General features: G+C 52.3%; 7 protein-coding genes, 3 tRNA genes and 3 rRNA genes. 9 read left to right on the top strand and 4 right to left on the bottom strand.

All coding sequences use genetic code 11. The features are described 5' to 3' along the window. Positions 1–106 precede the first annotated feature (106 nt). Genes metQ through metN form a run of 3 tightly spaced genes read right to left on the bottom strand, consistent with a single transcriptional unit; the run spans position 107 to position 2,640 of the window. Positions 107–922, bottom strand: coding sequence for a methionine ABC transporter substrate-binding lipoprotein MetQ (gene metQ, locus MOQ06_RS13575; RefSeq protein ID WP_006810023.1), 816 nt, complete (start codon positions 920–922; stop codon positions 107–109). Positions 923–962: 40 nt separating this feature from the next. Continuing rightward, positions 963–1,616, bottom strand: coding sequence for a methionine ABC transporter permease MetI (locus MOQ06_RS13570; RefSeq protein WP_242173539.1), 654 nt, complete (start codon positions 1,614–1,616; stop codon positions 963–965). Next, positions 1,609–2,640, bottom strand: coding sequence for a methionine ABC transporter ATP-binding protein MetN (gene metN, locus MOQ06_RS13565; RefSeq protein WP_045342647.1), 1,032 nt, complete (start codon positions 2,638–2,640; stop codon positions 1,609–1,611). Before metN ends, MOQ06_RS13570 begins: the two co-directional genes overlap by 8 nt. Before the next feature lie 188 nt (positions 2,641–2,828). Here metN and gmhB point away from each other — a divergent pair, with 188 nt between their 5' ends. The 8 genes from gmhB to dkgB all read left to right on the top strand — a co-directional run bounded on the left by gmhB (position 2,829) and on the right by dkgB (position 10,117). After that, positions 2,829–3,395 (top strand): D-glycero-beta-D-manno-heptose 1,7-bisphosphate 7-phosphatase, encoded by a 567-nt coding sequence (gmhB, locus tag MOQ06_RS13560; RefSeq protein WP_242173537.1) that lies wholly within the window; start codon positions 2,829–2,831, stop codon positions 3,393–3,395. A gap of 370 nt (positions 3,396–3,765) precedes the next feature. Further along, positions 3,766–5,307: ribosomal RNA gene (locus MOQ06_RS13555) — 16S ribosomal RNA — on the top strand. A gap of 69 nt (positions 5,308–5,376) precedes the next feature. Beyond that, positions 5,377–5,453, top strand: a tRNA-Ile gene (locus MOQ06_RS13550). A gap of 104 nt (positions 5,454–5,557) precedes the next feature. Next, positions 5,558–5,633: transfer RNA gene (locus MOQ06_RS13545), tRNA-Ala, on the top strand. A 179-nt stretch (positions 5,634–5,812) separates the two neighbouring features. Continuing rightward, positions 5,813–8,718: ribosomal RNA gene (locus tag MOQ06_RS13540) — 23S ribosomal RNA — on the top strand. 187 nt (positions 8,719–8,905) lie between these two features. Beyond that, positions 8,906–9,021, top strand: a 5S ribosomal RNA gene (gene rrf / locus MOQ06_RS13535). Together the 16S, 23S and 5S rRNA genes with 3 tRNA genes alongside form the textbook arrangement of a ribosomal RNA operon. 55 nt (positions 9,022–9,076) lie before the next feature. Further along, positions 9,077–9,153 (top strand) — tRNA-Asp (locus MOQ06_RS13530). A gap of 160 nt (positions 9,154–9,313) precedes the next feature. Continuing rightward, positions 9,314–10,117, top strand: a complete 804-nt coding sequence (gene dkgB, locus MOQ06_RS13525; RefSeq protein WP_242173535.1) for a 2,5-didehydrogluconate reductase DkgB — start codon at positions 9,314–9,316, stop codon at positions 10,115–10,117. 29 nt (positions 10,118–10,146) lie between these two features. On the opposite strand, the gene yafC is transcribed toward dkgB, so the two are convergent. After that, positions 10,147–11,052 (bottom strand): DNA-binding transcriptional regulator YafC, encoded by a 906-nt coding sequence (gene yafC, locus MOQ06_RS13520; protein WP_148420172.1) that lies wholly within the window; start codon positions 11,050–11,052, stop codon positions 10,147–10,149. A 104-nt stretch (positions 11,053–11,156) separates the two neighbouring features. On the opposite strand from yafC, the gene MOQ06_RS13515 reads away from it, so the two are divergent. After that, a complete protein-coding gene (locus tag MOQ06_RS13515; protein WP_242173533.1) occupies positions 11,157–12,332 on the top strand; it encodes an MFS transporter in 1,176 nt (391 codons plus the stop codon). The last annotated feature ends 89 nt before the right edge of the window (positions 12,333–12,421 follow it).

The following is a 12,421-nucleotide window of genomic DNA, read 5'->3' as shown; positions in this document are numbered from 1 at the left end:
AATAATTCCTCAGTGGATAATCAAAACGTCAGATATTGAAGCAGTTGACCGCACAAATGACAAGACGGGCAAATGCCCGTCTTGATGATATTACACTGAGGTGAGATTACCAGCCTTTAACCGCGCCGCCGTTAAACACCTTGTTGGCTTCCTGGTAAACTTCTTCAGACTGATACGCCTGCAGGAATTTCTTCACGTTTTCCGCGTCTTTGTTGTCTTCGCGAGTCACGATCAGGTTGACGTACGGGGAGTCTTTGTCTTCAACGAATATACCATCCTTCGCTGGCGTCAGGCCGATCTGGCTGGCGTAGGTGGTGTTGATAACGGCCAGCGCGATCTGTGCATCGTCCAGTGAACGTGGCAGCTGAGGGGCTTCCAGTTCAACAATTTTCAGATTTTTCGGGTTTTCGGTCACGTCCAGAACGGTCGGCAGCAGGCCAACCCCTTCTTTCAGCTTAATCAGGCCCACTTTCTGCAGCAGCAGCAGCGAGCGGCCAAGGTTGGTTGGGTCGTTAGGGACGGCAACCTGTGAACCCGGCTGAAGTTCATCCAGAGATTTAATTTTCTTGGAGTAACCGGCAATTGGATAAACGAAGGTATTCCCGACAGCAACCAGCTTGTAGCCGCGATCCTTGATCTGCTGATCCAGATACGGTTTGTGCTGGAAGGCGTTGGCGTCAATATCGCCTTTGCTCAGCGCTTCGTTCGGCAGAACGTAATCGTTGAAGGTGACCAGCTCAACGTCCAGGCCATATTTCTCTTTTGCGATTTTCTGCGCGGCTTCTGCGACCTGCTGTTCAGCACCGACGATAACGCCTACTTTGATGTGGTTGGGATCTTTCTCGTCCTGACCGCAACCCACCAGTGCCAGAGAGCCAATCAGTGCGCCTACTGCTGCAAAGGTCTTAAATTTAAACGCCATGTTTTTTCCTTAACTCGTCGAGTTTGTGTTGTTTGTAACGTTATTTATGCGTAACAGCCCGGGCGATACGATCGCCAGAGAATTGGATTAAGTAAACCAGCACAACCAGCAATACCAGAACGGTATTCATAACGGTAGCGTTATAGCCAATATAGCCGTACTGGTAGCCAATCTGGCCTAAACCGCCTGCACCTACGGCACCGCCCATCGCGGAATAACCGACAAGCGTGATAAGCGTAATGGTCGCCGCGTTCACCAGCCCTGGCAGCGCTTCAGGCAGCAGTACTTTGCGCACGATCTGCATCGGCGTCGCACCCATGGCTCGGGAGGCTTCAATCAGACCCGTTGGGATTTCCAGCAGGGCGTTTTCCACCATACGGGCGATAAACGGCGCAGCGCCTACGGTCAATGGAACAATTGCTGCCTGAAGACCTATCGACGTGCCGACGATCACGCGGGTAAACGGAATCATCCACACCAGCAGAATAATGAACGGGATTGAACGGAAGATGTTCACCAGCGCAGAAAGCGTGCGATACAGCTTCGCGTTTTCAATAATCTGACCCGGGCGCGTGACGTACAGCAGCACGCCGACCGGTAGCCCAATGACAAAGCCAAAAAAGCCCGATACGAAGGTCATTGCCAGCGTTTCCCAAACGCCGCGAACCAGTAGCCACATCATCGGCTCAGACATAACCCAGTACCTCTACTTTTACGTGATGTTCCTGCAGCCAGGCAATTGCCGCCTGGGTTTCTTCCTGTGTGCCGTGCATTTCCGTCAGCATAATGCCGAACTTCACGCCACCGGCGTAATCCATCTGCGCGCTAATAATGTTGTTATTAACGTTAAAGCGGCGCGCGGTTTCGGAAAGCAGCGGTGCGTCAACGGACTGACCCGTAAACTCCATGCGCAGCATTGGAACGCTGTCTGCAACGGCTTCTGTTTTCAGTCGTTCCAGATAATCTTCCGGAATATCCAGATGAAGCGTGGACTGGATGAACTGCTGAGCCAGCGGCGTCTTCGGATGGGAGAACACTTCGCTTACCGTATCCTGCTCAATCAGCTCACCGTTGCTGATGACTGCCACGCAGTCACAAATACGTTTCACCACGTCCATTTCGTGCGTAATAAGGAGGATAGTCAGGCCCAGACGACGGTTAATGTCTTTCAGCAGCTCCAGAATAGAACGCGTGGTAGCCGGATCTAATGCGCTGGTGGCTTCATCGCACAGCAGCACTTTTGGATTGCTTGCCAGCGCGCGAGCTATTGCTACACGCTGCTTTTGCCCGCCGGAGAGATTGGCCGGATAGCTGTCATGCTTATCGCCCAGACCAACCAGGTCCAGCAGTTCGGTGACGCGACGCGTAATTTCTTCCTTCGGCGTGTTGTCCAGCTCCAGCGGTAAAGCAACGTTGCCGAAAACGGTACGTGAGGCCAGCAGGTTAAAGTGCTGGAAAATCATGCCGATCTGACGACGCGCATTGGTGAGTTCTTTTTCTGAGAGAGCGGTAAGCTCCTGGCCGCCAACTTCAACGCTGCCCTGGGTTGGGCGCTCAAGCAGGTTAACACAACGGATCAGCGTACTTTTACCTGCACCCGATGCGCCAATGACGCCATAAATCTGACCAGCAGGAACATGCAGGCTAACGTTGTTCAGTGCCTGAATGGTTCGGTTCCCCTGCTGGAACACTTTGGTGATATTGGAAAGTTTAATCATTAGATTATTTTTATCGTATGTAAGTTAGCCGTGGCATTTTCTTCTGCCAGATACGGGGAATGACCGTAAACAAAATGGATGTTAAGGCATCCAGACGTCTAAATCAATCCACCTCTGTACGATGAGCACTTTATTGCGCCGTGATTCATGAGATACTAGCTGAACAAGCCTTTTTCAGGAGCAAACCGGTGGCAAAATCTGTACCCGCAATTTTTCTCGATCGTGACGGCACTATTAATGTGGATCACGGCTACGTCCATGAGATTGATGAGTTTGAATTTATCGAGGGCGTAATAGATGCACTGCGCCAGCTGAAAGAGATGGGCTATGCGCTGGTGGTGGTAACCAATCAGTCCGGTATCGCCCGGGGGAAATTCACCGAAGCGCAGTTCGAGACGCTGACGGAATGGATGGACTGGTCTCTGGCCGATCGCGGCGTCGATCTTGATGGTATCTATTATTGTCCGCATCACCCGCAGGGCACCGTCGAAGCATATCGTCAGACCTGTGATTGCCGTAAACCGCATCCGGGCATGCTTATCTCCGCGCAGGAATTCCTGCACATTGATATGGCCGCGTCTTATATGGTCGGCGATAAGCTGGAAGATATGCAGGCAGCAACGGCGGCGGGTGTGGGAACAAAAGTATTAGTGCGAACCGGTAAACCAGTCACCCCGGAAGCGGAAAATGCAGCCGACTGGGTCGTTACAAGCCTGGCAGAGCTGCCAAAAGAGATTAAAAAGCACCAAAAATAGACGTTTTGGTGAAAAGGTGAGCGGTTGAAATAAAAATGCATTTTTCCGCTTGTCATTCCTCGGTGGCTCCCTATAATGCGCCTCCATCGACACGGCGGATGTGAATCACTTCACAAACAACCCGGTTGGTTGAAGAGAAAAAATCCTGAAATAACGGGTTGACTCTGAAAGAGGAAAGCGTAATATACGCCACCTCGCAACGGTGAGCTGAAAGCCGCGTTGCAACTGCTCTTTAACAATTTATCAGACAATCTGTGTGGGCACTCAAAGTGACATGGATTCTTAACGTCGCAAGACGAAAAATGAATACCAAGTCTCTGAGTGAACATACGTAATTCATTACGAAGTTTAATTCACGAGCATCAAACTTAAATTGAAGAGTTTGATCATGGCTCAGATTGAACGCTGGCGGCAGGCCTAACACATGCAAGTCGAACGGTAACAGGAAGCAGCTTGCTGCTTTGCTGACGAGTGGCGGACGGGTGAGTAATGTCTGGGAAACTGCCTGATGGAGGGGGATAACTACTGGAAACGGTAGCTAATACCGCATAACGTCGCAAGACCAAAGAGGGGGACCTTCGGGCCTCTTGCCATCGGATGTGCCCAGATGGGATTAGCTAGTAGGTGGGGTAACGGCTCACCTAGGCGACGATCCCTAGCTGGTCTGAGAGGATGACCAGCCACACTGGAACTGAGACACGGTCCAGACTCCTACGGGAGGCAGCAGTGGGGAATATTGCACAATGGGCGCAAGCCTGATGCAGCCATGCCGCGTGTGTGAAGAAGGCCTTCGGGTTGTAAAGCACTTTCAGCGGGGAGGAAGGCGGTAAGGTTAATAACCTTGCCGATTGACGTTACCCGCAGAAGAAGCACCGGCTAACTCCGTGCCAGCAGCCGCGGTAATACGGAGGGTGCAAGCGTTAATCGGAATTACTGGGCGTAAAGCGCACGCAGGCGGTCTGTCAAGTCGGATGTGAAATCCCCGGGCTCAACCTGGGAACTGCATTCGAAACTGGCAGGCTAGAGTCTTGTAGAGGGGGGTAGAATTCCAGGTGTAGCGGTGAAATGCGTAGAGATCTGGAGGAATACCGGTGGCGAAGGCGGCCCCCTGGACAAAGACTGACGCTCAGGTGCGAAAGCGTGGGGAGCAAACAGGATTAGATACCCTGGTAGTCCACGCCGTAAACGATGTCGACTTGGAGGTTGTGCCCTTGAGGCGTGGCTTCCGGAGCTAACGCGTTAAGTCGACCGCCTGGGGAGTACGGCCGCAAGGTTAAAACTCAAATGAATTGACGGGGGCCCGCACAAGCGGTGGAGCATGTGGTTTAATTCGATGCAACGCGAAGAACCTTACCTACTCTTGACATCCAGAGAACTTTCCAGAGATGGATTGGTGCCTTCGGGAACTCTGAGACAGGTGCTGCATGGCTGTCGTCAGCTCGTGTTGTGAAATGTTGGGTTAAGTCCCGCAACGAGCGCAACCCTTATCCTTTGTTGCCAGCGGTCCGGCCGGGAACTCAAAGGAGACTGCCAGTGATAAACTGGAGGAAGGTGGGGATGACGTCAAGTCATCATGGCCCTTACGAGTAGGGCTACACACGTGCTACAATGGCGCATACAAAGAGAAGCGACCTCGCGAGAGCAAGCGGACCTCATAAAGTGCGTCGTAGTCCGGATTGGAGTCTGCAACTCGACTCCATGAAGTCGGAATCGCTAGTAATCGTAGATCAGAATGCTACGGTGAATACGTTCCCGGGCCTTGTACACACCGCCCGTCACACCATGGGAGTGGGTTGCAAAAGAAGTAGGTAGCTTAACCTTCGGGAGGGCGCTTACCACTTTGTGATTCATGACTGGGGTGAAGTCGTAACAAGGTAACCGTAGGGGAACCTGCGGTTGGATCACCTCCTTACCTTAAAGAACCTGCCTTTGTAGTGTCCACACAGATTGTCTGATGAAAAACAGCAGTAAAAATCTCTGCAGGCTTGTAGCTCAGGTGGTTAGAGCGCACCCCTGATAAGGGTGAGGTCGGTGGTTCAAGTCCACTCAGGCCTACCAAATTTTTGCTGATGCTGCGTTGCGGCGACACTCACATACTCAGGTATGCTTCGTGTCACCACGCCTTGCCTCAACAAAAATACCGGTAGAGAGATCACTACGATGGGGCTATAGCTCAGCTGGGAGAGCGCCTGCCTTGCACGCAGGAGGTCTGCGGTTCGATCCCGCATAGCTCCACCATCCTTTACTGCAAAACAAGAAAACTTCAGAGTGAACCTGAAAAGGTGCACTGCGAAGTTTTGCTCTTTAAAAATCTGGATTAAGCTGAAAATTGAAACGACACACAGCTCATGTGTGTTCGAGTCTCTCAAATTTTCGCAAGTCGACGATGAATCGAAAGAAACATCTTCGGGTTGTGAGGTTAAGCGACTAAGCGTACACGGTGGATGCCCTGGCAGTCAGAGGCGATGAAGGACGTGCTAATCTGCGAAAAGCGCCGGCGAGGTGATATGAACCCTTGACCCGGCGATGTCCGAATGGGGAAACCCAGTGCAATTCGTTGCACTATCGTTAGCTGAATACATAGGCTAACGAGGCGAACCGGGGGAACTGAAACATCTAAGTACCCCGAGGAAAAGAAATCAACCGAGATTCCCCCAGTAGCGGCGAGCGAACGGGGAGCAGCCCGGAGTCTGAATCAGCTTGTGTGTTAGTGGAACGGTCTGGAAAGTCCGACGGTACAGGGTGATAGTCCCGTACACGAAAGCACACTTGCTGTGAACTCGAAGAGTAGGGCGGGACACGTGGTATCCTGTCTGAATATGGGGGGACCATCCTCCAAGGCTAAATACTCCTGACTGACCGATAGTGAACCAGTACCGTGAGGGAAAGGCGAAAAGAACCCCGGCGAGGGGAGTGAAAAAGAACCTGAAACCGTGTACGTACAAGCAGTGGGAGCCTCTTTATGGGGTGACTGCGTACCTTTTGTATAATGGGTCAGCGACTTATATTCTGTAGCAAGGTTAACCGTATAGGGGAGCCGAAGGGAAACCGAGTCTTAACTGGGCGTTAAGTTGCAGGGTATAGACCCGAAACCCGGTGATCTAGCCATGGGCAGGTTGAAGGTTGGGTAACACTAACTGGAGGACCGAACCGACTAATGTTGAAAAATTAGCGGATGACCTGTGGCTGGGGGTGAAAGGCCAATCAAACCGGGAGATAGCTGGTTCTCCCCGAAAGCTATTTAGGTAGCGCCTCGTGAACTCATCTTCGGGGGTAGAGCACTGTTTCGGCTAGGGGGCCATCCCGGCTTACCAACCCGATGCAAACTACGAATACCGAAGAATGTTATCACGGGAGACACACGGCGGGTGCTAACGTCCGTCGTGAAGAGGGAAACAACCCAGACCGCCAGCTAAGGTCCCAAAGTCATGGTTAAGTGGGAAACGATGTGGGAAGGCACAGACAGCCAGGATGTTGGCTTAGAAGCAGCCATCATTTAAAGAAAGCGTAATAGCTCACTGGTCGAGTCGGCCTGCGCGGAAGATGTAACGGGGCTAAACCATGCACCGAAGCTGCGGCAGCGACGCTTAGGCGTTGTTGGGTAGGGGAGCGTTCTGTAAGCCGTTGAAGGTGTCCTGTGAGGGGTGCTGGAGGTATCAGAAGTGCGAATGCTGACATAAGTAACGATAAAGCGGGTGAAAAGCCCGCTCGCCGGAAGACCAAGGGTTCCTGTCCAACGTTAATCGGGGCAGGGTGAGTCGACCCCTAAGGCGAGGCCGAAAGGCGTAGTCGATGGGAAACAGGTTAATATTCCTGTACTTGGTGTTACTGCGAAGGGGGGACGGAGAAGGCTATGTTAGCCGGGCGACGGTTGTCCCGGTTTAAGCATGTAGGCGGAGGTTCCAGGTAAATCCGGTACCTTTTTAACGCTGAGGTGTGATGACGAGGCACTACGGTGCTGAAGTAACAAATGCCCTGCTTCCAGGAAAAGCCTCTAAGCATCAGGTAACACGAAATCGTACCCCAAACCGACACAGGTGGTCAGGTAGAGAATACCAAGGCGCTTGAGAGAACTCGGGTGAAGGAACTAGGCAAAATGGTGCCGTAACTTCGGGAGAAGGCACGCTGATATGTAGGTGAAGCCCCTGCGGGTGGAGCTGAAATCAGTCGAAGATACCAGCTGGCTGCAACTGTTTATTAAAAACACAGCACTGTGCAAACACGAAAGTGGACGTATACGGTGTGACGCCTGCCCGGTGCCGGAAGGTTAATTGATGGGGTTAGCGGCAACGCGAAGCTCTTGATCGAAGCCCCGGTAAACGGCGGCCGTAACTATAACGGTCCTAAGGTAGCGAAATTCCTTGTCGGGTAAGTTCCGACCTGCACGAATGGCGTAATGATGGCCAGGCTGTCTCCACCCGAGACTCAGTGAAATTGAACTCGCTGTGAAGATGCAGTGTACCCGCGGCAAGACGGAAAGACCCCGTGAACCTTTACTATAGCTTGACACTGAACACTGGTCCTTGATGTGTAGGATAGGTGGGAGGCTTTGAAGCGTGGACGCCAGTCTGCGTGGAGCCGCCCTTGAAATACCACCCTTTAATGGCTGGTGTTCTAACGTAGACCCGTAATCCGGGTTGCGGACAGTGTCTGGTGGGTAGTTTGACTGGGGCGGTCTCCTCCCAAAGAGTAACGGAGGAGCACGAAGGTTGGCTAATCCTGGTCGGACATCAGGAGGTTAGTGCAATGGCATAAGCCAGCTTGACTGCGAGCGTGACGGCGCGAGCAGGTGCGAAAGCAGGTCATAGTGATCCGGTGGTTCTGAATGGAAGGGCCATCGCTCAACGGATAAAAGGTACTCCGGGGATAACAGGCTGATACCGCCCAAGAGTTCATATCGACGGCGGTGTTTGGCACCTCGATGTCGGCTCATCACATCCTGGGGCTGAAGTAGGTCCCAAGGGTATGGCTGTTCGCCATTTAAAGTGGTACGCGAGCTGGGTTTAGAACGTCGTGAGACAGTTCGGTCCCTATCTGCCGTGGGCGCTGGAGAATTGAGGGGGGCTGCTCCTAGTACGAGAGGACCGGAGTGGACGCATCACTGGTGTTCGGGTTGTCATGCCAATGGCACTGCCCGGTAGCTAAATGCGGAAGAGATAAGTGCTGAAAGCATCTAAGCACGAAACTTGCCCCGAGATGAGTTCTCCCTGAGACTTTAAGTCTCCTGAAGGAACGTTAAAGACTATGACGTTGATAGGTCGGGTGTGTAAGCGCAGCGATGCGTTGAGCTAACCGATACTAATGAACCGTGAGGCTTAACCTTACAACGCCGAAGATGTTTTGGCGAAGAGACAGAATTTTCAGCTTTGATTCAGAGTCCGAAGGATTTTGCGCTGAGACAAGGCGGCAAGCGAAGGAAAGGAAGGAGCATACTGAGGTATGTGACTGACTTTACGAGAGCAGCCAACGCAGTATCAGCCCAAAAGACACAGGACAGAGCACAGAATTTGCCTGGCGGCTTTAGCGCGGTGGTCCCACCTGACCCCATGCCGAACTCAGAAGTGAAACGCCGTAGCGCCGATGGTAGTGTGGGGTCTCCCCATGTGAGAGTAGGGAACTGCCAGGCATCAAATTAAGTAGTGAGCCGGTGCATCAATCCGGTGGTTACAGAAGTATTCGGTGGAGCGGTAGTTCAGTCGGTTAGAATACCTGCCTGTCACGCAGGGGGTCGCGGGTTCGAGTCCCGTCCGTTCCGCCACTTATTAAAAGCCCTGAGCTAACGCTCAGGGCTTTTTTCTTATCTGACGTTTAATTATTGCGAAAATAGCAAAAATCCTCTGCGTTTTACGATCTTTTTCCACATAACAACGTCAACGATAATTCTCCTCAGTTTACGAACATAACGATTGAGGAATCATATGACTATCCCTGCACTGGGTCTGGGCACTTTCCGTCTGAAAGACGACGTTGTTATCGGCTCTGTTAAAACCGCTCTTGAACTGGGCTATCGCGCTGTTGATACGGCACAAATTTATGACAACGAAGCTGCTGTCGGTCAGGCTATTGAAGAGAGCGGCGTTCCGCGCAGCGAGCTTTTCATCACAACGAAAATCTGGATTGAGAATCTCAGCAAAGACAAGCTGATCCCAAGCCTGAAAGAAAGCCTGAAAAAGCTGCGTACTGATTATGTCGATCTGACGCTGATCCACTGGCCATCACCTAACGATGAAGTCGCAGTGGAAGAGTTCATGCAGGCGCTGCTGGAAGCAAAGAAGCAGGGCTTAACGCGTGAAATAGGTATTTCTAACTTCACTATCCCATTGATGGAAAAAGCGATTGCCGCAGTGGGGAAAGAGAATATTGCCACCAACCAGATTGAACTCTCACCATACCTGCAAAACCGCAACGTAGTGGAGTGGGCAAAACAGCACGGTATTCACATCACCTCTTATATGACGCTGGCTTATGGTAAAGCGCTGAAGGATGAAGTGATTGCACGCATCGCTGAGAAACACAGTGCGACCGCAGCGCAGGTTATCCTGGCATGGGCGATGGGCGAAGGCTATGCCGTGATCCCGTCGTCAACCAAACGTGAAAACCTGGCAAGCAACCTGCTGGCGCTGGATCTCCAGCTTGATGATGAAGATAAAAAAGCGATCGCCGCGCTGGAATGCAACGATCGTCTGGTAAGCCCGGAAGGTTTAGCGCCAGACTGGGATTAATAAAAAACCTCCCTCTGTACCCTCAACCCTTACACAGCTCCTTCGGGAGCTGTTTTTATATGTTCACTAAGAAAGTCGATAAAGGCGCGTATGCGCGTGCTTACCGCTCTGTCGCTGTAATACACGGCACTGAAAGGCATCTCTACGGGCAAGCGTTTGTCAGCCATCAGCTCAACAAGCCGACCATCGGCAATTTCCTTATCAATCATATAGTCTGATAAACACGCGATTCCGTTTCCTTCAAGGCACAGCTGCTTTAGCGTTTCACCGCTATTGGACGAAATCCCGCAGGTAATTTCATGAAGCTGTCCATCATGGCAGGCCACGGGCCAGGTGTTCAGCGAGACGGGTTCCGTAAAGCCCAGACACAGATGCTGCCTTAACTCCTCAACCGTCTCCGGTTTACCATGCTCTGCAATATATTGCGGTGACGCGATAATTTTGCGGTAGCTGGTGAACAGAGGGCGAGCGCGTAAGCTTGAATCCGTCAGGGTTCCGGCGCGGATCGCCACATCCACTTTACGCTCAATAAGATTGATAAACGTTTCCGAGGAGACCAGAGACAGGGTCATCTCCGGGTAGCGCTCACGGAAGGGCTTAATCAGCGGCATCAAAAAATGAAGCACGACCGGCGTAGCCGCATCGATGCGCAGCAATCCGCGCGGGGTGCTGCGCGATTCCATTATTTCCGTTTCTGCCGCCGCCATCTCCTGCAAAACGGACTGCACGCGTCGAAAATAACGTTCACCTTCTTCCGTCAGGCTGAGCTGCCGCGTTGTTCTGTTAAGCAGACTCACTCCGAGCTTCATCTCCAGCTTTTTCACCGAGCGACTAATGGCTGAGTTTGCCTGCCCGAGCTGTTCGGCCGCACGGCTGAAGCTGCCGCTTTCAACAACGGCAACGAAGATAGTCAGTTCTTCCGATGTGGCTTTCATTATTGCATCACCTGCAAAATTCTATTGAGATTCTAACCATTTTTGTTATTTAAACACTGGCGCATACTGCCTGTCATCTTAATCCTGAAGAGACGGAGTATTTTATGCCACTGGCGCTACTTGCCCTGACGATCAGTGCCTTTGCAATTGGCACGACCGAATTTGTTATTGTAGGACTGGTTCCTACCATTGCCGATCAGCTTGCCATTTCATTGCCCTCTGCCGGGCTGCTGGTTTCAATCTATGCGTTAGGCGTTGCTGTCGGCGCGCCTGTACTGACCGCGCTGACGGGGCGTTTTCCGCGTAAGCAGCTGCTGGTTGCCCTGATGGTGCTTTTCACCGCCGGAAATATTCTGGCGTGGCAGGCGCCGGACTACACCACTCTGGTCATTGCTCGCCTGCTGACGGGCCTCGCGCACGGTGTTTTCTTCTCCATCGGTTCCACTATTGCAACCAGCCTGGTACCAAAAGAAAAGGCGGCGTCCGCTATTGCCATTATGTTTGGTGGATTAACCGTCGCGCTGGTCACCGGTGTGCCGTTAGGCACGTTTATCGGACAACATTTTGGCTGGCGTGAAACCTTCCTTGCCGTATCGCTGCTGGGCGTTATCGCTCTGGTGGCCAGCCTGCTGCTGATACCGTCGAATATTCCGGGCCGCGCCAGCGCGAGCCTTAGCGAGCAGATTAAGGTACTTACCCATCCGCGTCTGCTGCTTATCTACGCCGTTACGGCTCTGGGGTATGGCGGCGTGTTCACTGCTTTTACCTTCCTTGCACCGATGATGCAGGAACTGGCCGGTTTCTCGCCGGGCGCCGTGAGCTGGATTTTATTGGGCTACGGGATCTCCGTTGCAATCGGCAATATATGGGGCGGTAAGCTTGCGGATAAACATGGTGCGGTACCGGCGCTGAAGTTTATTTTCGCGGCTCTGGTTGTCCTGCTGATGGTTTTCCAGTTCACCGCATCGATGCAATACGCCTCGCTGGTAACGGTTCTGGTGATGGGAATATTTGCTTTCGGTAACGTGCCTGGGCTTCAGGTGTATGTTGTACAGAAAGCCGAACGTTATACGCCAGGTGCGGTGGATGTCGCATCCGGCCTGAATATCGCCGCATTCAATATCGGTATCGCGCTCGGATCGGTAATTGGTGGGCAGACCGTCCAGCACTTCGGGTTAACCCAAACGCCGTGGATTGGCGCAGTGATTGTGCTTGTGGCATTTCTGCTGATTGGTTTGAGCGGACGGCTTGATAAGCCCGCCCGGGTTGCACTTGGATAAGCCGCAGTAAGTGCTTGCTTACAAAACTGGAAAGCGGTTTCTCAGTAATTGCGTTGAAAGTGTGAACTAAAATCCCTATAACATTAGAA

The organism is Enterobacter sp. I4 (assembly GCF_022669095.1).
In the GTDB taxonomy this organism is placed as follows: domain Bacteria; phylum Pseudomonadota; class Gammaproteobacteria; order Enterobacterales; family Enterobacteriaceae; genus Enterobacter; species Enterobacter pasteurii.
Note: the sequence above shows the minus strand (reverse complement) of the source record. Positions and strands in the feature narration are given on the sequence as shown.

Coding starts and splice junctions, on each gene's coding strand:
- MOQ06_RS13570 (WP_242173539.1), bottom strand. CDS start 1,616: ATGTCTGAGCCGATGATGTGGCTACTGGTTCGCGGCGTTTGGGAAACG.
- yafC (WP_148420172.1), bottom strand. CDS start 11,052: ATGAAAGCCACATCGGAAGAACTGACTATCTTCGTTGCCGTTGTTGAA.
- MOQ06_RS13515 (WP_242173533.1), top strand. CDS start 11,157: ATGCCACTGGCGCTACTTGCCCTGACGATCAGTGCCTTTGCAATTGGC.
- metQ (WP_006810023.1), bottom strand. CDS start 922: ATGGCGTTTAAATTTAAGACCTTTGCAGCAGTAGGCGCACTGATTGGC.
- metN (WP_045342647.1), bottom strand. CDS start 2,640: ATGATTAAACTTTCCAATATCACCAAAGTGTTCCAGCAGGGGAACCGA.
- dkgB (WP_242173535.1), top strand. CDS start 9,314: ATGACTATCCCTGCACTGGGTCTGGGCACTTTCCGTCTGAAAGACGAC.